This window comes from Nocardia sp. NPDC057663 (assembly GCF_042799895.1).
Classification (GTDB): Bacteria; Actinomycetota; Actinomycetes; order Mycobacteriales; family Mycobacteriaceae; genus Nocardia.
On record NZ_JBHVHX010000019.1, the window covers coordinates 17048 to 38420 of the forward strand.

Genomic DNA, 21373 nt, shown 5'->3' on the forward strand with positions numbered 1-21373 from the left:
TCGAGGCGGTAACCGAGAGGGACGGGGAGTGACTGCGATGGAGCGCGAGCAGTTCGTGCAGACCGTGATGACGAGCGTGCGGGCCCACGGGGTCGGCGACGCCGAATACTCCGCTGACGAGTTCAGCGTGCACCACAGCGACGGACGGGTTATCTACCTGGACAATATCTTTCGCGAGTGCCAGCACCTGGACGCCGAGGAGAGCGGCGAACGGATCACCGCGTTCGTGGCGGCGATGACCAGTTCGGACGAGGTGCCGGAGGACTGGGATTCGGTCCGGCCGATGCTGCGCTCGGTGCTGCGGCCGGTGACGCTCGGCCAGGACGGACCACGGCCGCTGCATCGGGCGGCGTTCCCGTTCATCGACGAGGTGGTCGTCGTCGATCTGCCGCGGACCCGGTCGTTCGTCTCGGTCGACCAGGCCGCGACGTGGGGTGTCACCGTCGAGCAGGTGTTCGCCGAAGCGCGGAACAATCTGGCGGCGCTGTCGAAGCCCGGCTCGCCCGACGACCTGGAGATCCTGCGGTTCGTCGACGACGGGGATTCCTACTTCGCCTCGTGGCTGCTGGTGCCCGGCTGGCTGGCCGGATACGCGGGCGGGCAGTTCCGCCCGGTCGCCTTCATCGCCGAAAACGATGCGCTGCTGATCGTTCCCGACGATCCGGAGCTGCTGGTCGAGGTGTTCGAGATGGTGGAGCAGCAGTACCGCGACGCCGCGCGCCCGGTCTCGCCGCAGGGGTACACCGTCGACGAGCACGGCACCGTCGTCCCGTTCGACGAGGCGGGCGCGCACCCGTCGATGCCGCTGGCACTGCGGGCCCGCGCCGGCCTGGCCGCGACCGAGTACAGCATCCAGACCGACTACCTCAACAACACCTTCGAAGAATTCCTGGAACTGCCCGACCTCGACATCGACCCCGCCTACGCCGCCACGGTCAACTACGAGGAGTCCACCGACGGCGCCTTCACCTCGGTCGTCTGGGGCGAGGGCGTCGAATACCTGCTCCCCGAAACCGATGTCGTCCGCTTCCTGCGCCGCGACGACAACGACGAGGTCGAACTGCTCTGCACCGTCCCCTTCCCCACGGTCGTAGAAATCCTCGGCCTCACCCCCCTCCCCACCATCGAACCCACCCGCTTCGAAGCCCGCCACTGGCCCGACCCCACCGCCCTCGCCCGCCTCGTCGCCGCCGACATCGAACAGTAGGACTCACTCCAGAGGTGGCGCGGTGGACCAGGTTTCGCCTGCGATGACGAGGTGGTCGAGGTAGCGCAGGCCGACGGTGGTGGCGGCTCGGGTGAGCAGGGTGCTGGCGCGGCGGTCGTCGGTGCTGGGGGTCGGGTCGCCGGAGGGGTGGTTGTGGACGACGGCGAAGGCTCGGCCGTCGTGGCGCAGGACGGTGTTGAGGATTTCGCGGACGGGGACGGCGACGTGGTCGATAGCGCCTTCGGCGACGAAGGCGCGGTGGCGCAGGCGGTTCTGGGTGTCGCAGATGAGGACGAGCAGGCGTTCGACTCTGGCGCCGGCGAACAGAGGTACCGCGACGCGGGCGATGTCGTCGGGTGTGGTCAGTTGCGGCACCGATTCGCTGGTGCGGGAGCGGGTGCCGAGGTGGAACGCGGCGATCACGGTGGCCGCTTTGGCCGGGCCGATGCCTGCTCTGCGGGCCAGTTCCTCCGGTCGCGCCGCGGCGAGTTCGGCTAATCCGCCGTATTCGCCGAGCAATTGGGCCGCCAGCTCCAGCGCGGACAGTCCCCGCGTGCCCTGCCCGAGCAACAGCGCGAGCAACTCACCGTCGCTGAGCGCGTGCGGGCCGAGGAGCAGCAGCCGCTCACGCGGGCGCTGGGCGACGGGCAGATTCGCGATCGGTACCGACATCGTTCCCCCTGCGGATCGGCGACGAGGACGATGATCCCAGCAGGTACCGACAGATTCGCGCCGCAGCTATCCTTCGGCCACCGATTCCGCGCCGACGACCGAGTCGGCCGGTGGTGCGCTGAAGATCGAATCGGCCATGAGCCGCTCCAGATTGCGTAGCTGGCGCTCGTGCACGACGATGCGGCGCAACGCCTCGTTGACGGTCGCGTTGCTGTCGGCTGTGCCCATGATGTCGGCTGCCGCGGCCAGCAGGTGCTGATCGAGATCTATCCGCAGGGATCGCAATCGTCCTCCTTCATCTGGTCGCAATCTTGCGTTACTCGCGCCGCGCGCGTCCGCCGATTCACCGCGTCGTTACCGAATAACCGCGTTCGCAAGTACGCACAGCAACCGCGCCGAGCCGCGGCGATCACCCGTCAGCAAGCGCACAGAAAACGCTGATGATCGCCGGAATCAGCAGTCGAGCCGCACCACAACTGTGCAGTTTGCACAGTTGTGCGCGTCGTTGTTGTCGCCATGGCAGCGCGGTGCTTGCCTGGAGGCATGTTCACCGAGGCACAGCTGTACTCGCCGGTGACGCGTGAGCGCGACGGCGATGTCACCGTGCACCTGAGCTCCGATCACCCCGGCGTCAACGACGAGGTCTACCGCGCGCGGCGCAACGCCATCGCGGCCATGGCCCTCGACTACACGAAGGGCAGCCCGATACCGCACGTCGACTACACCGACGAGGAACAGGAAGTCTGGCGGATCGCCTCGACGGAGCTGGCCCGCAAGCACGAGATCTACGCATGCGGCGAAGTGCGCGAGGCAGCGGCGAACCTTGCCCTGCCGCGTGATCACATCCCGCAGCTCGACGAGGTCTCCAGTCTGCTCGGACCGCTCACCGGATTCAGCTACGTGCCCGCGGCGGGCCTGGTACCGCTGCGCGAGTTCTTCGGCTCCTTCGCCGAGCGGACCTTCCACTCGACCCAGTACATCCGCCACCACTCGGCGCCGCTGTACACCCCGGAGCCCGACGCGATCCACGAGATCATCGGCCACGCCAACCAGATCGCGAGCCCGCGCTTCGCCGCGCTGTACGAGACGGTCGGTGCGGCGGTCGGCCGCTTGCAGACCCAGACCGCGCTCAAATTTCTGGCCGACGTGTTCTGGTTCTCGCTCGAGTTCGGCGTGGTCCGCGAGGGTGCTGAGATCCGCTGTTACGGAGCCGGATTGCTGTCTTCCTACGGTGAGATCGACGAGTTCCGCAACGCCCGGCTACGTCCGCTCGACGTCGCCGAAATGGGCACCATCGACTACGACATCACCCACTACCAGCCGGTGTTGTTCTGCGCGGAGTCGGTGGATCAGATCGTCGGCGTGCTCGGCGAATTCTTCGCGACCATGGACGACGAGACGCCCGTCAGGCTCGGGCACCGCCCGCATTCCGCGGCATAGCGCCATTCGAAAACGTTGTTACAGAACACAGTTCAGCATTATTCGGTTCTCATCTACTGAGATCTGGCAGGCGCGACGGACCGGTCGGCTGTTACTTTCGACCGGTTCTTCGAGCTTTTTGAAAGGGTCTGGTAGACCGAAAATGACTGTGGATGTGACAGATACGCAAGCCGATCAGAATCCCGAGCCGGAAGCCCCGCTGTGGCTGCAGGGCCGCGAAGCGGTGATCGCCGCCGCGGCGCCGGAGGAATGGCGCGGCAACGTCCCCGACTACGCACTGAGCCACGAGGTGATCCCCCGCGAGCGCAGCACCGAGCACGCGCCCGGCTCGCTCGAGGCGATCGTCGAGGACCTGGTGAAGGTCTTCGAGATGGAGGTCTCGCACAAGGGTGATCCGGCCACCTGGCTGTCGGTGGTCGCCGAGCAGTACCGCGGCCGGGTCAACGGCGGCGAGTGGCAGGACGCCGAGGAGTTCGCGCGGATCGGCAGCTACAACATCCTGATCGGCGACAACCCGTTCTACGAGGCGGCGAACGAGACCTTCGAGTCCTCGCACAAGGTCTTCCACACCGCGTTCCCCGGCGGCTTCTTCTGGGAGGTCGTCGAGGTGCTGTCCGGCCCGCCGACCGTGAGCTTCCGCTGGCGGCACTGGGGCAAGTACGAGGGCGAGTACAAGGGCCACCAGCCCACCGGCGAGCAGATCGAGATGTTCGGCGTGACCATCGCCCGCGTCAGCGAGGATCTGCGCATCCTCGAGCTGGAGCACTTCTACGACAACAACAAGCTGCTCGGCCCGCTGGCCCACGGCTGCCCGGTGCAGCACGGCAAGGCCGAATAGTCAGACCTGATCGCTGCCGTTCGGTGCGTCGCCCGTACCGAACGGCAGCCCGGCCTGCAGGAATTGCAGGGCGTGACCGACATTCTCGGCATTGACCGGAGTGGTGGTCACGATGGCCAGCATCGTGCCGATCATCGCGCCCGCGGCCACCCGGACCTCGAAATCGTCGGCGGGCCTGCCGGTGTAGTCGGCCATCAGTTGCGCCGCCAATTCGATGCTGCGCTGGAATTCCAAACCGATCGCCGGACGCAGCTCCGGGACGTGGTACAGCAGGGCGTGGCGTTCCTGCTCGAAGGCCATATCGGCGGCGGACATGCCCGAGAATACCGCCTCGGTGGCATTGCGGAAGGCGGTCAGCGGGTGCTGGCCGCGCGGTTGCGCCGCCAGCGCCTCGATCATCAGCGCGTCCTGATCATCGGCGATGACCAGTTGTTCCTTGGTCGGGAAGTAGCGGAAGAAGGTGCTGGGCGAGACCTCGGCGGCCGCCGCGATCTGCTCCACCGTCGTCTCGGTGTAGCCCTGCTCCCGGAACAGCCGGAACGCCTCGACCCTGATGGTTCGGCGGGTCCGCTCCTTCTTCCGCTCGCGCAGCGACATCTCAACCGGCATGTATCGATTCTGCCGTATCGGCCGCGACAACCGGCGCTTCCGGCCGCCGCAGGAACCCGGCGGTGACGATGGCGGCGCCGAGGCACAGCGCCGCGCACACCCCGAGCATGGTGTCCATGCCCGCGACGAAGGCCTGCTGCACCTGCCCCAGCATCGCCGGATCACCCGCCTCGTGCGCGACGGCCACGCCTGCGTTGACCCCGCCGGAGATCGGTTCCTGGTTCAGCGCGCCGAGCTCGGCCCGGTACCTGGTGGCCAGCACCGTGCCGAGCACCGCGACACCGATGGTCCCGCCCGCCTGCCGAAGTGCTTGCAGCAGCGCCGAACCCGAGCCGGATCTGGCCGCGGTGAGTTCGCCCATCGCCAGGCCCATCGCCGCGGGCATGACCAGGCCCATGCCCGCGCCGAGCACCGCCGTCCACAGCGCGGTCAGTCCGTAGCCGCTGTCCACCCTGGTCGAGGCCCCGATCCCGATACCGCCCGCCAGGACCAGGAACCCCGCGGTGAGCACCACCCGCACCCCCAGTCGCGGCAGCAGCACATCGACCAGTCTGCTCCCGACGACCAGCCCGCCGATCATCGGCAACAACCGCACCCCGCTGCCGAGCGCGTCGACACCGAGCACCGCCTGGAAGTACTGCGGAACGGTGAAGAACATGCCGAACATGGCGAAGCTGACGAGGATGGAAAACGCTGTTCCCCATCGGAATCCGGGCGCGGCGAACAGGCCCACATCGATAAGCGGGTGCGTGCTGCGGCGCTGCCACCACAGGAAACCGCCGAGCAGGACCACACCGCCGGCCACCGCGAGCCAGCCGAGGACATCAGCCCAGTCGCGTTCACCGATCCGGATGAAACCGTAGGTCAGCCCGAGCATGCCCGCGGCCGAGAGCGCGGCGCCGAGGAGGTCGATGCGAAAACTGGTGTCGCCGTGAAATTCCGGCACCAGCGTGGCGACGGCCAGCGCGCCGACGATCACCAGCGGCACATTGATCAGGAACACCGAGCCCCACCAGAAGTGCTGGAGCAGCCAGCCGCCGAGGATCGGGCCGAGCGGCAGGCCGATGGCGGTCGAGGTGACCCAGATCGTCAGCGCGCGTTGCCGCTCGACGGGGTCGGTGAACAGCACCGGCAGCACCGCCATCGACAGCGGCATCATCGCCGCGGCGGCAACACCGAGCGCCACTCTGGCAACGATCAGCTGGTCGGCCGAGCCCGCGAACGCGCAGGCCAGCGAGGCCACCCCGAAGACGACGAGCGCGCCGAGCAGCATCTTCTTGCGCCCGTAGCGGTCGCCGAACGCGCCCGCGGGCAGCATCAGCGCCGCCAGCGCGAGGGTGTACGCGCTGCTGAACCATTGCAGCGCAGAGGTATTCGCATCCAGGTCGACCGCGAGGGTCGGAAGGGCCACCGTCAGCACGGTGACGTCGAGTCCGATCGTGAGCATCGCCAGGGCGAGCGCGCCGAGCGCGAGCCAGCGGCGGGTGGATTCCGTCCGCATATCTCCTCCAAATATGACAGTTACTATCTTTTGCCAGTAACTCTCATTTGATTGCTTCTGTCAAGAGCGGCTCCCGGTCGCCGCGCCGTCGCCACGTGGGCTCGCTAGGCTCTCAGGCGATGAAGATCCGCGAACCCGGCGTGCGCGCCGCCTGTGCCCTCGGCGCCGCCGCGATCGCCGCGGTCATGGCCTGCGCGCCCACCGCCACCGCCCTGCCGGCGACCGACGCACCGCCGAGCAACGGCGCGAGCACGACGACCACGCCCCCGTTCACCACCCCGAACACCGACAGCTGCCCGCAGAAGACGCAGCCGCCGCCCCCGGTCGACACCTCCGAGGTGCCCGCGCCGGGCGAGCCGACGCCGAGTGCGCTGCCGGTGCCATCGCCGGTGATCGGCGGTGACCGGATGAGCGAGTGCGGTGTCGTCCTGCCCAAGGGCGCGTCCCCGCTGCCCGCCGACATCTCGGCCACCTCGTGGATGGTGTCGGACCTCGACACCGGCCGGGTGCTCGCCGCCAAGGACCCGCACGGCCGCTACCGGCCCGCCAGCACCATCAAGGTCGCGCTCGCCATCGTCGCGCTGCGCTCCCTCGACCTGGACACGGTCGTCATCGGCACGCAGGCCGACGCCGATGTCGACGGCACCAGGGTCGGGATCGGGCCCGGCGGCCGCTACACCAACCGCCAGCTCATGCAGGCGCTGATCATGTGCTCGGGCAACGACGCCGCCCATGCCATCGCCACCCAGCTCGGCGGCGACAAGGCCGCCGTGGCGAAGATGAACGACGTGGCGAAGTCGTTGCGCGCGTTGGACACTCGCGCGGCGACCCCGTCCGGGCTGGACGGCCCCGGCATGAGCACCTCGGCCTACGACCTGTCGGTGCTGTTCCGCGAGGCGATGAACATCCCGCTGTTCGCCGAGCTCATCCACACCGAGCAGGTCGACTTCCCCGGCTTCCCGGCCGACCCGGCGATCCCCGACGACAAGGATCACCCCGGCTTCCCGATCGCCAACGACAACCAGCTGCTCTACAACTACGAGGGCGCGATCGGCGGCAAGACCGGTTTCACCGACGACGCCCGCCAGACCTTCGTCGCCGCCGCCGAACGCGACGGGCACCGGCTGGTCGTCACCCTGCTCAAGGCCGATGTGCGCCCGATCCGGCCGTGGGAGCAGGCGGCCCGGCTGCTCGACTACGGCTTCGCGCTCGACGCCGACGACCGGATCGGCAAGCTGCCCGAATCGGGCAGCGCGGCGGTGCAACCCAGCGTGCCGCTGGCCTCACCCCCGCCGCGCGCCGACGGCTCGCAGGCCCAGCCCGACCGGCAGCCGCATCAGGCCGCACGCGTGGCCACCCTGATCGGCGCGCCACTGTTCATCATGGTGGTGCTGCTCTGGATCCGGCAGGCCTACCGGCGCAGGCGCTGAGTCAGCGGCGCCTGCCGAACACCACCAGGGCCAGCGCGGCGATCGCGCCCGCACCGAAGTAGGCCGCACCCGTCCCGGTCGACATGCTCTGCTTCACCACGCGCGGCCGGATGACCACCGCGTTCGGCGGCGCGATGTCGGCGCTGAGCTCGTTGTCGACCGAGGTCGCCGCCCAGGCGGTGGCGAACAGCAGGATCCGGTAGGTGATGTAGCTGAACACCATCAGGCCGATGATCGAGCCGAACGTCGCGCCCGCCGGGCTGCGCAACACGATCTGCAGGTAGTACGCGCCGATGAGCTTGAACACCTCGAACGCGATCGCCGCCAGCGCCGCCGCCCGCGCGGCACTGAGCAGCGAGACCGGCTGGCGTGGCAACCGCGCGATCATCCAGGCGAACACCGCCCACGAGGCGAGCAGGCCGAGCGCGATCGACGCCACCGACAGCACCACCGTCGACCCCGGCAGATGATCCGCCCCGATCGCCGTGAGCAGTTGCGTGCCGAGATCACTCTGCGCGATCGCGGACAGCCCGAGTGAGACCGCGAACGCCAGGCCGAGGCCGACGAGGGCGCCCAGATCCGACAGTTTGCTTCGCCACCAAGGACTTTCGGGGCTCTGCACCTCCCACTGCTCGGTGAGCGCCGCACGCAGGTTCGCCATCCAGCCGAGCCCGGTGTAGAGACCGACGACCAGACCGAGCAGACCGACGGTGCCGCGCGATCGGATCGCCTGATCGATCAAGTCGTTGATCTGGGTGCCGAAGGCCCCGGGGATCTTCTCCTTGACACCGTCCTGGAGCTGGGTCAGCAGGTCGGGCTGACCGGCCAGGATGAACCCCGCCACCGAAAAGGCCACCATCAGCAGCGGAAACAGTGACAGCACAGTGAAATAGGTGATGCCCGCGGCGTAGTAGTCACCGCGTTGACGCTGGAATCGCCCGCCTGCCCTGACCAGATGATCCAGCCAGGGCCTGCGCCCGATCTGCTTCTCGACCGCGGCCGAGATCTTGTCGACGACCTGCATGGCATGCGCCCCTTCAGCCGAAAGCCTCAGGCGCGCATCGGGTCAGCGAGCCAGGAAGCCCACCCGGTCGTACACCTGAGCCAGTGTGTTGCCTGCGATCTCCCGCGCCCGCTCGGCACCCGCGGCGAGGATCCGGTCCAGTTCGGCCTGATCGGACAGGTACTCCTGCACCTTCTTCTGGACGGGGGTGACGAATTCGACCAGCGCGTCGGCCACGTCGGCCTTGAGATCACCGTAACCCTTGCCCGCGAAATTCTCCTCCAGGGTGACGATCGGGGTTTCGGTGAGCGAGCTCAGGATGACCAGCAGGTTGCTCACGCCCGCCTTGTGCTCCGGGTCGTAGCGGACCTCGCGCTCGGTGTCGGTGACCGCCGACTTGACCTTCTTCGCGGTGACCTTCGGATCGTCGAGCAGGTTGATCAAGCCGGCGTCGGTGGAGGCCGACTTGCTCATCTTCGCGGTCGGATCCTGCAGGTCGAAGATCTTCGCGGTGCCCTTGACGATGTGCGGCTCGGGCACCACGAAGGTCTTCTTGAAGCGGGTGTTGAAGCGCTGGGCCAGGTTTCGGGTCAGCTCCAGGTGCTGGCGCTGATCCTCGCCGACCGGCACCTGGTGCGGGCGGTAGAGCAGGATGTCGGCGGCCATCAGCACCGGGTAGGTGAACAGGCCGACGGTCGCGTTGTCCGCGCCCTGCTTGACCGACTTGTCCTTGAACTGGGTCATCCGGCTGGCCTCACCGAAACCGGTGATGCAGCTGAGGACCCAGGTCAGCTCGGCGTGCTCGGGCACCTGGCTCTGCACGAACAGGGTCGACTTCGCCGGGTCGACACCGAGCGCGAGCAGCTGCGCGACGGCGCCCTTGGTGCGGGCCCGCAGCGCCTTGGGGTCCTGGCTGACGGTGATCGCGTGCATGTCGGGGATGAAGTACAGCGCGTCGTAGTCGTCCTGCATCGTCACCCAGTACTGCAGCGCACCCAGGTAGTTGCCGAGGTGGAAGGAGTCGCTGGTGGGCTGGATGCCCGACAGCACCCGCTGCTTGCGTTCGGCCGTCGCGGCCGGGGCAGGACTGGACATGTCCCGATCTTCCCATGGGCCTCAAGCGGAATTTCGCTGCACCCAGTTGCGCGGATCGACGCCGGGCATGCTCGGCTTGCCCGCCTTGACCATTCGCTGTTCGCGGCGGGCGAGCAGCTGGTACGAGGGCGTGCTCGGCCCGGCGAGCGCACCGGCCAGCACCCTGGGCGCCAGCGGCGGGGCGACGTGCGCGGTCCGCAGGCTGCGGCACAGCGTGCTGTAGGCGAGCTGATCGGCGATCCCCCACTCGATGCCGTACAGCTGCCGGATCCGGTCCGGGAGACTGCCCTGGACCAGCAGATACAGCGCCGAGCCGACCTGCTCGGCGGGCGGGCGCAGCCGGTAGGCCTTGCGGTGGCCCGCCAGGTAGGAACCGACCAGGTGGGCCTCGTCGGTGAGGAACAGCTCCGACGAGTTCAGGTAGTCGTCGAAGTACCGGCGGAAGGCCGGATAGTCGGCGGGCGCCGCGTCGCGCGGCATGCCGAACAGCTCGCCCCAGCGGACATAGTCCTGGTAGAGGTCCTCGCGTTCGGTGGCGGTGAGCTCGCGCACCAGCCGGTCGTACATCGCCTCGGCCGAGTCGAAGGTGAAGGCCATGGTCATGAACATCAGGTGCGGATCGTGGGCCGCGTAGGCGGTGCCCGCCGGATGGTGCGCGCCCGCGTCCTCGGGCAGGGTGCCGACGACCTTGTCGTGCTTGCGCCGGGTGAAGGCCAGGGCCCGGTCGGCTTCGGCCTTGCCGCCCAGGAAGACCGCTTCGAACAGCGCGCCGGTGACGGCCAGCCGGGTGTAGGGCGTCGCGCGATGCGCGGTGTGCTCGCTGGTGCCGACGAACAGCAGCGGATGGACGGCGCCGATCACCAGCGCCCGCACGCCGTAGGTCAGACCCACCGCCCGCTTGCTCATCACCCGTCGGATCATCGAATCGTCGGCGAAATATCCGGGTTCGCCTTGCCGTGCGGCCATGCTGCGCCTCCTCGTCGAGTGCATCTGGCAATAGAATCCCCCAGATTCGGTAATCTGGCAAGAGTCTCTACCAGAAAATCATCGGCGGACGGCAGCACGCAGAATGGATCCTGTGACAGCACAACGGACATACGGTGGCGTCTCTGCGCAACAGCGTCGGGCCCAGCGCCGTACCGCCCTGCTGGACGCGGCGCTCGACATCGTCGCCGAAGAGGGGCAGGCCAAGCTCACCGTCGCCGGGCTGTGCGCCCGCGCCGGTCTCAACGAGCGCTACTACTACGAGAATTTCGAGAATCGCGACGGCGTGCTCGAGGCCCTGCTCGACCGCATCGCCGAGGAACTCACCGGCGCCATCGTGGCCGCGTTGACCACCGCGCCCCCCGACAGCCGGTCCCAGTCGCATGCCGCGATCGACGCGGGCATCTCGGTGCTCACCGACGATCCGCGCAAGGCGCAGGCCGCGCTGATCGCGGGCATGGCGACCCCGGAGTTGCGGGCGCGCACCGCCCGCACGGTGCGGGCCTTCGCCCGGCTGGTCGCCGCGGAAGGCAGCGGTTTCTACGGGGTCGAGGTCCCGCAGAACCTGGTCGACTTCCGCGCGATCTACCTCATCGGCGGCTTGACCCAGACCCTGACCACCTGGCTGGCCGGCGACCTCGACCTCACCCGCGAGGAACTGATCGACCAGGTCACCGAGGTGTTCGTGCTCCTCGGTGACGATCTGGCAGGCCGCTACCGCTGACGGACAGCCGACCAGCGTGACCTAGACCGGCACGCACCCGTCGAGAATGACAGTGCACTCTGCGGCGGAACCGGTCGACAGCGCGTGCAGCAGGTTGCCGAGCAAATCGCTGGATCCCGAGGACGGATCGGCGATCCGCGCAACGCCGGTCTGGCCCAAGCTTCCCGGTGCCGAATCGGCGCCGGCCGTCGCCATTCCGGTACTCGCCGCCATGATCGCGGTAAAGATGCCCGCGCTCGCCAGTACTCGCTTCATCGATGTCTCTCCTCACGGGCAGCCTCGGGGCGACTGCTCCGGCGACGACGGTAATCAGACCGATCGGTCACCGGCAGCCATCAATTCAGGTGGCAGTGGAAACTCTGGATCACTCCGTGAGAGCGACGGCGCCGAAGGTGTCCGGGTCGCCCTGCAGGACGACGCGGAAGGCGACATCGCGGCGGGACCAGTAGGCGGCACAGTCGCGCATGGCGCTGTCGAACCAGGCGCGTTCGGTGGGCTGATCGGCGAGCAGGTCGGCCGAATTGCGCACCACGGCGACGTAACCGGCCGCGTCGCCGACGAAATCGTCCAGGTCACGCAGGCATTCGTCGAAGGCGTCCTTGTTCGCGCCGAAGTAGTAAGGGAACTGGAAGGCCGCGGCGAATTCGTCGAAGAGTTCGGCGGTGGTGCGCATCTTGGGACCGCGGAGTTCGCGGACGCGATAGTCGGCGGGCGAGTCGTAGCGGACGCCGCTGAACGCGGCGGCATCGACCGCCAGCGCGCCGAACACGGGATGCGGCGCGGCCGGGGCCTCAGTGGTGGGACGAGCAAGGAACTGCGACAATGTCATTCGCATCAGCGCATCCTCGTGAAGGTCTCGTAGTGGTCGCCGGTGTACCAGGCCGTACCGTCGCTGCCGGTGACGATGCGTTCGGCATCACGACCCCGATTGCGCTGCTTGGGATTGACGTCCCACTCCTGGTAGGTCACCGGCTTGCCCGCCGAATCCTTCAGCGGCAGTTTGGTTCCCCGGTTCATCCACTGCTCACCGCCCTTGGTCCCCGGCGCGTTCGCCGAATCCGGCCAGCGGCCCCCGTCGATCTCGAGGAGGGTCGTGTAGGCGCGATCGGGCACGCCCGCAGCCCCGTTGCCCGGCGCCGCGCTGGCATTCCCGAGGGGCGGGCCCGGTTTCGGCGCGGCCTTGGTGGTCGTGATCCCGGCGACCGCGCGCGTGGTGGTCGCGGCAATGGTGGTGTCGTTGCCGCCGCGTCCCGTGAACAGGGTGAAGCCCACCGCGAGGACGATGAGTACAAGGCCGCCAAGCAGTCCGAGCGTTTTGCGCGAGAGATTCACCGGTATCGCACCGCCGCGGAAGCGTGGTCGGACCACCGCTGGTCGTAGGCATCAGCGCGTCCGGCGAGCGCGCGGCTATCTGTCATGACAGAGGAATCTACGTCAGCGGGGTTGGACCTTCCGACCCCGTTCGATCTAGCCGGCCAGGTCGAGCTCGAGCTGTGCCCCGGAGACCATCAGCGCGCTGGCGGACAGGCCGAAGAGCCGGTGGAAGTTCTCGCTGAGGTGTGACGGGGAGGCGAATCCGGCGTCGGTGGAGCACCGGGTGAGGTTGTGGCCGGCAGCGATGCTCTGCGCGACGCGAAGCATCCTGGCCCATTGCCGGTAGCGGCGGAAGGTAGTGCCCGTCTGGGCAGTGAAGGTGCGCAGCAGGTGTGAGGTGGACCAGCCGACCCCGGCGGCGAGGTTTCGGGCTGTGACGGAAGTGGTGGGGTCGGCACGGATGATGCGGGCCGCCTCGGCGATGCGTGGGTCGAGGCCGGCTCCGGGAAGGGGGAGACTGGCGAGCTGTACGACGCGCTCGATATCGGTACGCAGTGCGGCGGTGATCAGCTCGCGCTCGTTGCGGTGCTGGAATCCGAACGGCCCCTGTTGTCTGCGCATGTGCCGAACATCCTGTGACCGTGCGGTGATCGCCGGGTCTATGAACAGGTAGAGCATGCGCCCGGGTGTGGCAGGCAGGTGGTGGGAGTAGCGGGCGGGTGCGCAGGCACTGCGGGTGGTCACCTCGTCCAGACCGGGCGCGCGAAACACGAACGGTTCGTCCAGCCCGACCGCCGAGCATGCCAGCACCGGTGAGTGTGGCCCGATCGGCAACGACGGGCCGATATACCCCGCGTGACCAGGTCGAATCCACAGCACCGCGCGCGCGGAGTCACCACACGATTGTGAAAGCGCGGCCGCGGTCATGTTTGCCAGGCTAACCCGGTGCGTGTGCGAGGAACGCGCGCGGGAAGGAATGACACAGTGACACAGCGCAACACCACGGATGCCGCGGCGATCGACGCGCCGGCGGACGCCGAGGCAGGAATGGAAGAAGTCGTCGCGACGCTCGCCGCGATGGACCGCCGCACGGTGGGCGCGGGTGAGCGGGGATCGGCAGCCTGGCTGGCCGGGCGCCTCGGCGAGCTCGGGGCCGAGGCGGTGACGGTGAGCACGTTTCGGGGACAGTCGTCGTGGGCGCCCGCTCACCTGGGGCATGTGGTGACAGCGATGGTCGTCGGCCTGCTGCCCGGACGGATCGGGCGGGCGCTGTCACTGGCGGCGGCGGTCTCCTACGAGCTGGAGGTCAGTGGGCGGTGGCAATGGATCCGGAGGGTGCTGCCGAGCCGCCAGGGGGCATCGGTTTCCGCGCGGTTGCCCACGGCGGGCAGGCCGTCCCGGACTCTGGTATTGGTCGCCCATCACGACGCGGCGCACAACGGGATCGTCTGGCACCCGAGAGTGGTCGCCGTCAACCGGCGGTGGTCCGCGCGGACCGGGCGCTCCATGCCAAGCCACCTCGTCCCGCTCGCGGCGATGCTCGCGGCGGCGGTACCCGCCGTCCCGGTGCGGCGGGCAGCGGCGATCGTGCTGGGTATCGCGGGCCTGGCGATGACCCAATCGATGCGCAGCTACACCACACCCGGTGCCAATGACAACGCCACCGGTGTCGCGGCGGTCCTGGAAACAGTGCGTCACCTGCGGGCCCAGCCGTTGACGGACACCGAGGTGATCGTGGTGTTCCCCGGCGGCGAAGAGGCCGGGAACCAGGGGATGCGCCAGTGGGCCGCCGACAACCGTGGGCTGGGGGGCTCCGGACGGACGTTGGTGGTCAACCTCGATTCCCTCGGCAGCGGTGGACACCTGGTCCTCGCGCGACGGGAAGGGCTCACCAGCTTCGCCGCCCGTCGCGACGTCGACACGGTGACGAGGATCGCGAACGAGGCGGGGATCGAGCTGCGCGCGGTGGACTTCCCCAATGTCTGCGATGCCGCGGTCGCGCGGCACGCGGGTATGCGGGCGATCAGCGTGCTGTCCTATGCCGACGGCTGGGTCGAGCACCTGCATCAACGCTCCGACACCGCCGACGCCGTCGGCTGGAACACCGTGCGTGCGGCGGTCACCCTCACCGAACACATCGCCCGCGCCTGGGACCGCGGCGCCTTCTCCAACGATGCCTGAGGAACGAGATATGCGAAATGCCAAGAACAGCAAGGCAATAGCGGTCTATGGCGCAACCGGGTACACCGGCAGGCTGATCGTGCGGGAACTCGTCGACTCGGGGCACGAGGTCATCGTCGCCGGTCGGGACGCGGCCGGCTTGCGCCGAGTGGCCGACCGTTTCGACGGCGCGGTGACCTGTGCGGCGATCGCCCTCGACGACACCGCGGGGCTCATCGCGCTGGCATCGCGCGTGCGCACGGTGGTCAATGCCGCAGGCCCGTTCGCGGACACCTGCGCACCGATCGCCCGGGCCGCTGTCGCCGGCGGTGCGCACTACGTCGACGTCAGCGGCGAACAACACGCGATCCGGGCATTGTTCGACGAACTCGGCCCGGCCGCGACCGAACGCGGTGTCGCGCTCCTGCCGGCCAGCGCGTTCTACGCGACCCTGTGCGACCTACTGGTATCGCTGGCCGCGCGGGACATCGGTCCGGTCATCGATCTCGATATCGCCTATCACGTGGAGAACTGGGTCCCGAGCGGTGCCGCGTTTCGCAATCGTGTGCTCGGCCTGACCCTGTCCACCATCCAATTCGACAACGGCTACACCGACATCGACCGGCAACCCGCGACCCGTTTCGTCGACTTCGGCGGCACCATCGGACGCCGCCGCGTGGCGATGTATCCCGCCCCCGAGGTGCTGACCATCCCGCGCCATGTCGATGTCGCCCGCCTGCGCACGTCGATGGCGACCTCCACCCTGTCGCCCCAGCGGATCGCGGAGCCCCTGGTCCCGCTGCTCGCCCGCATCGCCGCCCGTGGCCTCGAGTCCAGAGCAGCACCGGTGATCGAGAAGCTGGTGACGGCCGGTATCGGCGGATCGCCCACCCGATTCGACTCCGACCCGACCCGATTCGACCTGGTCGCCCACCTGACAGGCACAGCCGGAAAGCGCACCGCGACCCTGTCCGGCCCCGGCATCTTCGACATCACCGGCCCGATCGCGGCCCGAGTCGCCGCCACCACCACCGACGCCGGCTTCATGTCCGCAGGCCCCCTGTCCGCCGCCGAAATCCTCGACCCGTCAGCATTCCTCACCGGCCTGGGCGAGCGAGGGGTGTCGTTTCGGATCGACCGGTCCTCGACAACGCGACCACCCGGGACCAGCCCCGACCCGGGCAGGCAAGAACCCTAAAAGGTCCGATCAGGTTCAGTTGCCGGGTCGTCGCCTGAGATTCACCGGTATCGGGTCGCTCACAATGTCCTCCGGTTCGGCGGCGGCTCCCATTGTTCGAGTGCGGCCAGCAGGCGCCGGATTACCTCGGGCGGTGCGACGGTGATCGGTTCCAGCCGCTTCGGTTTCGGTGTGCGTTTCGGTAGTGGCACGGTCCCCTCCGGTGCGTTGTTTGGCTGCACACCCGACGCTCAGGGCCCGCCACCGTGCGCCGGGGTGCTGTCAGCGATTCTGCTCCGCGTGAGGCGAAACCGCCTACGCTAGACATATGCGCCTGAAATACGCTGGAACCATGAACACGACAGGCGATGTGATCCGGCGTCGCCGGAAGCAGCTGGACATGTCCCAAGCGGCTCTCGGGCGGCATGTCGGGGTGGATCAGAAAACGATCAGTCGATACGAGTCCGGCGAGCTGACGCCGGACCTCATCACCGGCACCAAGCTTGCCGATGTCCTCGGTGTCTCCGTCAACGAACTAGCCGGGCGTGCATCCCGCACGCTCGACCTGTCCGGCGATTGGTGGGCCGCTTGGCAGACCTGGGGAGACACCGGCGAGCGGGTAGACGTACACGAACTAGGAATGATGCAAGACGGTTCGTTCCTCGAGCTGGACGGAGCTCGCGCCCGTCCGGTAGACGAAGGTTCGTACACCTGGCGTGGCGAGCTTCGCTTGTGGGACAACGAATCTCTGATGGGCTGGTACGTCGCGACCGAGGGCGCGGTGAGGTCCAAAGGATCGTTGTACTTCGCGCTGCACCCGCAAGGGCTCGCGCTGGCCGGTTCGTGGGTGGGCCAATCCGCTGCCGGGCTCGTGATTCGTGGATGGGGCGCGATCGTCCGGCACCAGCGGCTCGCGGAACCGTTGATAGACCTACTCAGGGCTGCTGATGGAAACTTGACCGCATGGCCGAAGAGTCTCTAGTCACCGTCACGATTACCGCTGAAACCGCAGAGTGGCTAGCCGAGTTCACTCGACGTCTGGTGGCGGACCGGCTGGCCGCGTGCGGGAACATCGTCCCGGCGGTGCGGTCGATCTACTCATGGAACGGCGAGGTCCAAGACGACACCGAAGCCCTGGTGCTGATCCACACCCGTGCAGCACTGGTCGACGCGATCATCCGCCGAGCCGACGACGAACACCCGTACGACACTCCCCAGGTGCTGGCGATCCCACTCACCGGCGCACACCCGGGGTATGCGGATTGGGTGGTCGAACAGACCATGGGTTGATCTGAGCAAACCGGAGCCGGGCAAGCAGCGTGCTCACCGATACTGAACCGTCACGGGAGCGTGGTCGGACCAGCGCTGGTCGTAGGCATCGGCGCGTTCGACTACGGCCTGCTTGGCGCGGGAAGTCAGGTCTCCGAGGGCAAGCTGATAATCGATCCTCCAGCCGGAGTCGTTGTCGAAGGCGCGGCCGCGGTAGGACCACCAGCTGTAGGGGCCCGCGACGCCGGGATGCAGGGCGCGCACCACGTCGACGTAGCCCGCGGCCAGCAGTTCGGCGATCCAGGCGCGTTCCTCGGGCAGGAAGCCCGCCGACTTCTGATTGCCCTTCCAGTTCTTGAGGTCGACCTCGGCGGGCGCGATATTCCAGTCCCCGCTCACCACGAACTCACCGGTGCGCGTCTTCAGATAGGCGCCCAGCTCTGCCATGAACCGGTACTTCTCGTCCTGCTTCGGGGTGTACTCCTCCCCCGAGTGCACGTACACACTCGCCGCGGTGACCTCACCGAAGTCGGCCTCGAGGTAACGCCCCGACGCGGCGAACTCGCTGCTACCGAACCCGATCCGCACCGCGTCGGGCGCGCGCCGCGACAGAATGCCGACGCCGGCCCGCCCCTTCGACTCCGGTTCGGCGTGCGAGAGCACCCACCCCGCGTCGAGCGCGGGCGCCAGCGCGGTAGCGACCTGCGCATCGGTCGCCCTGGTCTCCTGCAGGCACACGATGTCGGCTTCGGTCGTGTCCAGCCACGACAACATGCCCTTGGTCGCGGCGGCGCGCACGCCGTTGACGTTCACAGTCGAGATGATTATCGGCACCGTACGACCGTACAATGGCAGATCAGGAGTGCTCCTCCGGACACTGTCGTCCAGGAAGGGGTGAATGACGATGACGTCACGCACCGCCAAGTCCACTGCCCCGGCCATGCCTGTCAAGGCATTGCATCTCGGATCCGGTGACCCGGTCCTGCTGTTGCACGGGTTCATGTTGTCGCCACACTGCTGGGAGCAGGTCGCGCGGCGAATGTCGGCGAATTGCGAGGTGTACGCCCCCGCCTTCGCCGGGCATTGGGGTGGACCCAAGGTCGAGGGTTGGTTGCTGGACGTCTACGCGCTGGCCGATCAGATCGAGGATCAGCTCGACGCGCTGGGCTGGAGCACCTGCCATATCGCGGGCAATTCGCTGGGCGGCTGGGTCGGCCTCGAGCTGGCGCGCCGCGGCCGGGCCCGCACCCTGACCACGGTGGCCGCGGCGGGCGGCTGGGCCTCGCCCTCGCTCAGCCAGGTCAGGATCGGCCTGAAGTTCGCCACGATGATCCCCTTTGTCGAGATCGGCAAGCTGCTCGGCGGGGTGGCGATCAACAATGCGCTCATCCAGCACGTGGCCGCGTTCCTGCTGAGCAAGAACACCAGCGCCGTCTCGCGCCACGACCTGGCGACCGTCATCACCGCCGTGCTGCACTGCGACGCGATGATCCCACTGATCCTCGGCAGCCTCCACGCCCCGGGAATGGACGACCTCGGCGAGCTCACCACCCCCGTGCGCATGCTGCTCGCCGAGTACGACCGGATCATCCCCAACCGCGTCTACGCCACCCGCTACCTGCGCGAACTCCCCGAATCCGCCGACCGCATCCTGGTGCACGGCGTGGGCCACGTGCCGATGCTGGAGGCGCCGGACCGGATCGCGACGCTCATCGCCGAGCACATCTACGCCAGCCGCGGACACCTGCGCGCGGTCTGAACACGCGAGAACCCGGCCGCGCGAACACCATTCGCGGCCGGGTCCCCGGTGCCTACTTGCCGAGCAGACCCTTCGCGATGTGGGTCACCTGGATCTCGTTGCTGCCCGCGTAGATCATCAGCGACTTCGCGTCGCGGGCCAGCTGCTCCACCCGGTATTCGCTCATATAGCCGTTGCCGCCGAACAGCTGCACCGCCTCCATCGCCACCTCGGTGGCCGCCTCGGAGCAATACAGCTTCATCGCCGACGCTTCGGCCAGGCTCGGCGGCTTACCCGCCTTGCCCCGCTCGAGCACGTTGAACACCATGTTCTGCACATTGATCCGGGCGATCTCCATCTTGGCCAGCTTGAGCTGGATCAGCTGGAAGCGCCCGATCTCCTGGCCCCACAGCGTGCGATTGCGCGCGTAGTCGACGCAGAGCCGGTGACATTCCTCGATGATGCCCAGCGCCATGAAGCCGACGCCGATCCGTTCGGCGGTGAAACTGGCCCTGGCGCTTTCGCGTCCGTCGCCGCCGCGATGTTCTTCGGTCTCGCCGAGCAGCCGGTCGCGGCCGAGCCGGACATTGTCGAAGAACAGTTCGCCGGTCGGCGAGGAGTGCAGGCCCATCTTCTTGAACGGCTTGCCCTGGGTGAGGCCCTCCATGCCCTTGTCCAGCACGAAGGTGAGTACCTTGCGGTGGCGCTTGTCGGCGCCGTCGCCCTCGTCGAGCTTGGCGTAGACGATCATCACGTCGGCGCACGGGCCGTTGGTGATGAAGGTCTTCTGCCCGTTGAGGATGTAGTCCTCGCCGTCGCGTTCGACACGAGTCTTCATGCCGCCGAACGCATCCGAGCCCGAGTCGGGTTCGGTGATCGCCCAGGACGCCACCTTGCGCAGGGTGACGATATCGGCGAGCCAGCGCTCCTTTTGGGCCAGCGTGCCCCGCGACATGATGGTGGTGGCGCCCAGCCCGATGCTCACCCCGAGCGCGGACACCAAACCCATACAGACGCCGGACAGTTCGCTGATCAGCACCGCCATCATCGACTGCTGCCCGGCGAACAGCGACCCACCGCCGCCACCGGACTTCGCACCGGAACCGGCCGCCTCCTTGGCCAGCAGCTTGGCGACGGCGTCCTCGCCCATCGCATCGATCCCGAACTGGCTGAACAGTTTCCGCAGGATCGGGTACGGCAGCATCTCACCGCTGTCGAGGGCGTCCAGATGTGGGCGCACCTCCTTGTCGATGAAGGTCCGCACGGCATCGCGGATCATCAGATCGGTTTCGGACCATTCGATCATCGTCGTCTCCTGGCGCTCGCCGGTCAGGGCAGCCGCACGGCGATGTCGTCGATCGCCCACGGCCCTTCGGTCTCGATGGTCTTCACGTCGTGCCAGCCGGCCAGCTCGGAGATCGCCCCGCCTTGCACCGCGAACACCTTGCCGGTGATGGGGCACTTGTCCGAGGCCAGGTAGGCGACCAGCGGCGAGATATTCGCCGGGCTGAAGGCGTCGAACCCGCCGGATTCCGCGGCCGCGGCGGCCTCGGCGGCGAACATCTCGCCCATGCCGGGGGTGGCCAGGGTGAGCCGGGTGCGGGCGATCGGCGCGATCGCGTTGACCCGCACGCCGTAGCGGCCCAGTTCCTCGGCCGCGACCTGGGTGAGCGCGGCGATCCCCGCCTTGGCCGCGCCGTAGTTGGCCTGGCCCGCATTGGGCAGGGTGACACCCGATGCCGACGCGGTGTTGATGACGGCCGCATTGGGCTGATTGCCCGCCTTGCTCTGCGCCTTCCAGTAGGCGGCGGCGTGGTGCAGCACGGCCGCGTGCCCTTTGAGGTGCACGGCGATCACCGCGTCCCACTGGGATTCGTCCATCGCGGCGACGAAGACATCGCGCAGGATGCCCGCGTTGTTGACCACGATGTCGAGCCCACCGAACTCCGCGACCGCCTGGGCAATCAGGTTCTGCGCGCCGTCCCAGGTCGCGATGTTGTCGGTATTGGCGACCGCGTCGCCGCCCGCGGCCCGGATCTCGTCGGCGACCTGCTGCGCCGGACCGACGTCAGCGCCTTCGCCGGCATTACTGCCGCCGAGGTCGTTGACGACGACCTTCGCGCCTTCCCGCGCGAACAACAGCGCGTGCTCACGGCCGATGCCGCGGCCCGCGCCGGTGATCACGGCGACCTTGCCTGCCAGGGAACTCATG

Annotated in this window: 24 protein-coding genes; 10 read left to right on the plus strand and 14 right to left on the minus strand. The window is 68.1% G+C overall.

What is annotated here, in order from left to right; genetic code table 11:
* The first annotated feature begins 28 nt into the window (after positions 1 to 28).
* Positions 29 to 1207: a hypothetical protein gene (locus tag ACFVAV_RS28465; protein ID WP_379038598.1), complete on the plus strand. Its 1179-nt coding sequence runs from the start codon at positions 29 to 31 to the stop codon at positions 1205 to 1207.
* Positions 1208 to 1210: 3 nt separating this feature from the next.
* Here ACFVAV_RS28465 and ACFVAV_RS28470 read toward each other — a convergent pair whose 3' ends face one another.
* Positions 1211 to 1879, minus strand: coding sequence for a RadC family protein (locus tag ACFVAV_RS28470; RefSeq protein WP_379038600.1), 669 nt, complete (start codon positions 1877 to 1879; stop codon positions 1211 to 1213).
* Between the two features lie 66 nt (positions 1880 to 1945).
* Positions 1946 to 2164, minus strand: a complete 219-nt coding sequence (locus tag ACFVAV_RS28475; protein ID WP_379038602.1) for a type II toxin-antitoxin system VapB family antitoxin — start codon at positions 2162 to 2164, stop codon at positions 1946 to 1948.
* A 258-nt stretch (positions 2165 to 2422) separates the two neighbouring features.
* On the opposite strand from ACFVAV_RS28475, the gene ACFVAV_RS28480 reads away from it, so the two are divergent.
* Together ACFVAV_RS28480 and ACFVAV_RS28485 are read left to right on the plus strand one after the other, a co-directional pair.
* The gene (locus tag ACFVAV_RS28480; protein ID WP_379038603.1) at positions 2423 to 3319 is read left to right on the plus strand and encodes a phenylalanine 4-monooxygenase; all 897 of its coding nucleotides are present in this window, start codon (positions 2423 to 2425) and stop codon (positions 3317 to 3319) included.
* Between the two features lie 154 nt (positions 3320 to 3473).
* Entirely contained in the window at positions 3474 to 4157 is a 684-nt protein-coding gene (locus ACFVAV_RS28485) for a SnoaL-like polyketide cyclase (protein ID WP_379038605.1), read from the plus strand.
* On the opposite strand, the gene ACFVAV_RS28490 is transcribed toward ACFVAV_RS28485, so the two are convergent.
* Positions 4158 to 4766 (minus strand): TetR family transcriptional regulator, encoded by a 609-nt coding sequence (locus ACFVAV_RS28490; RefSeq protein WP_379038606.1) that lies wholly within the window; start codon positions 4764 to 4766, stop codon positions 4158 to 4160.
* Positions 4756 to 6267, minus strand: coding sequence for an MFS transporter (locus tag ACFVAV_RS28495; protein WP_379038607.1), 1512 nt, complete (start codon positions 6265 to 6267; stop codon positions 4756 to 4758). The genes ACFVAV_RS28490 and ACFVAV_RS28495 overlap by 11 nt, the downstream gene beginning before the upstream one ends.
* Before the next feature lie 119 nt (positions 6268 to 6386).
* Here ACFVAV_RS28495 and ACFVAV_RS28500 point away from each other — a divergent pair, with 119 nt between their 5' ends.
* On the plus strand, positions 6387 to 7697 hold the full coding sequence (locus tag ACFVAV_RS28500; RefSeq protein ID WP_379038608.1) for a D-alanyl-D-alanine carboxypeptidase family protein: 1311 nt from the start codon (positions 6387 to 6389) through the stop codon (positions 7695 to 7697).
* A 1-nt stretch (position 7698) separates the two neighbouring features.
* Here ACFVAV_RS28500 and yhjD read toward each other — a convergent pair whose 3' ends face one another.
* The 3 genes from yhjD to ACFVAV_RS28515 are packed head-to-tail and all read right to left on the minus strand — an operon-like array spanning position 7699 to position 10761.
* The gene (yhjD, locus tag ACFVAV_RS28505; RefSeq protein ID WP_379038609.1) at positions 7699 to 8721 is read right to left on the minus strand and encodes an inner membrane protein YhjD; all 1023 of its coding nucleotides are present in this window, start codon (positions 8719 to 8721) and stop codon (positions 7699 to 7701) included.
* 42 nt (positions 8722 to 8763) lie between these two features.
* Positions 8764 to 9795, minus strand: a complete 1032-nt coding sequence (trpS, locus tag ACFVAV_RS28510) for a tryptophan--tRNA ligase (RefSeq protein WP_379038610.1) — start codon at positions 9793 to 9795, stop codon at positions 8764 to 8766.
* A 21-nt stretch (positions 9796 to 9816) separates the two neighbouring features.
* Positions 9817 to 10761, minus strand: a complete 945-nt coding sequence (locus ACFVAV_RS28515) for an oxygenase MpaB family protein (RefSeq protein WP_379038611.1) — start codon at positions 10759 to 10761, stop codon at positions 9817 to 9819.
* A gap of 103 nt (positions 10762 to 10864) precedes the next feature.
* Between ACFVAV_RS28515 and ACFVAV_RS28520 the strand changes: the two genes are divergently transcribed.
* Positions 10865 to 11503: a TetR/AcrR family transcriptional regulator gene (locus ACFVAV_RS28520; RefSeq protein WP_379038612.1), complete on the plus strand. Its 639-nt coding sequence runs from the start codon at positions 10865 to 10867 to the stop codon at positions 11501 to 11503.
* Between the two features lie 21 nt (positions 11504 to 11524).
* Here ACFVAV_RS28520 and ACFVAV_RS28525 read toward each other — a convergent pair whose 3' ends face one another.
* The 4 genes from ACFVAV_RS28525 to ACFVAV_RS28540 form a co-directional block, all read right to left on the minus strand.
* Positions 11525 to 11758 carry a hypothetical protein gene (locus tag ACFVAV_RS28525; RefSeq protein WP_379038613.1) on the minus strand — a complete coding sequence of 78 codons (234 nt, stop codon included), beginning with the start codon at positions 11756 to 11758 and terminating at the stop codon, positions 11525 to 11527.
* 109 nt (positions 11759 to 11867) lie between these two features.
* A complete protein-coding gene (locus ACFVAV_RS28530) occupies positions 11868 to 12338 on the minus strand; it encodes a barstar family protein (protein ID WP_379038615.1) in 471 nt (156 codons plus the stop codon).
* A complete protein-coding gene (locus ACFVAV_RS28535) occupies positions 12338 to 12835 on the minus strand; it encodes a ribonuclease domain-containing protein (protein WP_379038617.1) in 498 nt (165 codons plus the stop codon). Before ACFVAV_RS28535 ends, ACFVAV_RS28530 begins: the two co-directional genes overlap by 1 nt.
* A 135-nt stretch (positions 12836 to 12970) precedes the next feature.
* A complete protein-coding gene (locus ACFVAV_RS28540) occupies positions 12971 to 13744 on the minus strand; it encodes a helix-turn-helix domain-containing protein (protein WP_379038618.1) in 774 nt (257 codons plus the stop codon).
* 57 nt (positions 13745 to 13801) lie between these two features.
* Between ACFVAV_RS28540 and ACFVAV_RS28545 the strand changes: the two genes are divergently transcribed.
* The 4 genes from ACFVAV_RS28545 to cutA all read left to right on the plus strand — a co-directional run bounded on the left by ACFVAV_RS28545 (position 13802) and on the right by cutA (position 17444).
* Complete coding sequence (locus ACFVAV_RS28545; RefSeq protein WP_379038619.1) at positions 13802 to 14998, plus strand: M28 family metallopeptidase; 1197 nt, start codon at positions 13802 to 13804, stop codon at positions 14996 to 14998.
* Positions 14999 to 15008: 10 nt separating this feature from the next.
* Positions 15009 to 16175, plus strand: a complete 1167-nt coding sequence (locus ACFVAV_RS28550; protein ID WP_379038620.1) for a saccharopine dehydrogenase NADP-binding domain-containing protein — start codon at positions 15009 to 15011, stop codon at positions 16173 to 16175.
* Positions 16176 to 16482: 307 nt separating this feature from the next.
* Positions 16483 to 17136, plus strand: a complete 654-nt coding sequence (locus ACFVAV_RS28555) for a helix-turn-helix transcriptional regulator (protein WP_379038621.1) — start codon at positions 16483 to 16485, stop codon at positions 17134 to 17136.
* The gene (cutA, locus tag ACFVAV_RS28560) at positions 17118 to 17444 is read left to right on the plus strand and encodes a divalent-cation tolerance protein CutA (protein ID WP_379038622.1); all 327 of its coding nucleotides are present in this window, start codon (positions 17118 to 17120) and stop codon (positions 17442 to 17444) included. Before ACFVAV_RS28555 ends, cutA begins: the two co-directional genes overlap by 19 nt.
* A gap of 33 nt (positions 17445 to 17477) precedes the next feature.
* On the opposite strand, the gene ACFVAV_RS28565 is transcribed toward cutA, so the two are convergent.
* A complete protein-coding gene (locus ACFVAV_RS28565) occupies positions 17478 to 18257 on the minus strand; it encodes an exodeoxyribonuclease III (RefSeq protein ID WP_379038623.1) in 780 nt (259 codons plus the stop codon).
* A gap of 70 nt (positions 18258 to 18327) precedes the next feature.
* Here ACFVAV_RS28565 and ACFVAV_RS28570 point away from each other — a divergent pair, with 70 nt between their 5' ends.
* Positions 18328 to 19182, plus strand: a complete 855-nt coding sequence (locus ACFVAV_RS28570) for an alpha/beta fold hydrolase (protein ID WP_379038624.1) — start codon at positions 18328 to 18330, stop codon at positions 19180 to 19182.
* Positions 19183 to 19234: 52 nt separating this feature from the next.
* Here ACFVAV_RS28570 and ACFVAV_RS28575 read toward each other — a convergent pair whose 3' ends face one another.
* Both ACFVAV_RS28575 and ACFVAV_RS28580 read right to left on the minus strand, forming a co-directional pair.
* On the minus strand, positions 19235 to 20467 hold the full coding sequence (locus ACFVAV_RS28575; RefSeq protein WP_379038626.1) for an acyl-CoA dehydrogenase family protein: 1233 nt from the start codon (positions 20465 to 20467) through the stop codon (positions 19235 to 19237).
* A gap of 23 nt (positions 20468 to 20490) precedes the next feature.
* Positions 20491 to 21372, minus strand: coding sequence for an SDR family oxidoreductase (locus tag ACFVAV_RS28580; RefSeq protein ID WP_379038628.1), 882 nt, complete (start codon positions 21370 to 21372; stop codon positions 20491 to 20493).
* Position 21373: the final 1 nt, after the last annotated feature.

Excerpts from the sequence above, each read along its gene's own strand:
- ACFVAV_RS28495 (WP_379038607.1), bottom strand. The coding sequence starts at position 6,267 with ATGCGGACGGAATCCACCCGCCGCTGGCTCGCGCTCGGCGCGCTCGCC.
- cutA (WP_379038622.1), top strand. The coding sequence starts at position 17,118 with ATGGCCGAAGAGTCTCTAGTCACCGTCACGATTACCGCTGAAACCGCA.
- ACFVAV_RS28530 (WP_379038615.1), bottom strand. The coding sequence starts at position 12,338 with ATGCGAATGACATTGTCGCAGTTCCTTGCTCGTCCCACCACTGAGGCC.
- ACFVAV_RS28550 (WP_379038620.1), top strand. The coding sequence starts at position 15,009 with ATGCGAAATGCCAAGAACAGCAAGGCAATAGCGGTCTATGGCGCAACC.
- ACFVAV_RS28515 (WP_379038611.1), bottom strand. The coding sequence starts at position 10,761 with ATGGCCGCACGGCAAGGCGAACCCGGATATTTCGCCGACGATTCGATG.
- ACFVAV_RS28555 (WP_379038621.1), top strand. The coding sequence starts at position 16,483 with ATGCGCCTGAAATACGCTGGAACCATGAACACGACAGGCGATGTGATC.
- ACFVAV_RS28520 (WP_379038612.1), top strand. The coding sequence starts at position 10,865 with ATGGATCCTGTGACAGCACAACGGACATACGGTGGCGTCTCTGCGCAA.
- ACFVAV_RS28500 (WP_379038608.1), top strand. The coding sequence starts at position 6,387 with ATGAAGATCCGCGAACCCGGCGTGCGCGCCGCCTGTGCCCTCGGCGCC.
- yhjD (WP_379038609.1), bottom strand. The coding sequence starts at position 8,721 with ATGCAGGTCGTCGACAAGATCTCGGCCGCGGTCGAGAAGCAGATCGGG.
- ACFVAV_RS28480 (WP_379038603.1), top strand. The coding sequence starts at position 2,423 with ATGTTCACCGAGGCACAGCTGTACTCGCCGGTGACGCGTGAGCGCGAC.
- ACFVAV_RS28470 (WP_379038600.1), bottom strand. The coding sequence starts at position 1,879 with ATGTCGGTACCGATCGCGAATCTGCCCGTCGCCCAGCGCCCGCGTGAG.
- ACFVAV_RS28540 (WP_379038618.1), bottom strand. The coding sequence starts at position 13,744 with ATGACCGCGGCCGCGCTTTCACAATCGTGTGGTGACTCCGCGCGCGCG.
- ACFVAV_RS28490 (WP_379038606.1), bottom strand. The coding sequence starts at position 4,766 with ATGCCGGTTGAGATGTCGCTGCGCGAGCGGAAGAAGGAGCGGACCCGC.
- ACFVAV_RS28570 (WP_379038624.1), top strand. The coding sequence starts at position 18,328 with ATGACGTCACGCACCGCCAAGTCCACTGCCCCGGCCATGCCTGTCAAG.
- ACFVAV_RS28580 (WP_379038628.1), bottom strand. The coding sequence starts at position 21,372 with ATGAGTTCCCTGGCAGGCAAGGTCGCCGTGATCACCGGCGCGGGCCGC.
- ACFVAV_RS28575 (WP_379038626.1), bottom strand. The coding sequence starts at position 20,467 with ATGATCGAATGGTCCGAAACCGATCTGATGATCCGCGATGCCGTGCGG.
- ACFVAV_RS28525 (WP_379038613.1), bottom strand. The coding sequence starts at position 11,758 with ATGAAGCGAGTACTGGCGAGCGCGGGCATCTTTACCGCGATCATGGCG.
- trpS (WP_379038610.1), bottom strand. The coding sequence starts at position 9,795 with ATGTCCAGTCCTGCCCCGGCCGCGACGGCCGAACGCAAGCAGCGGGTG.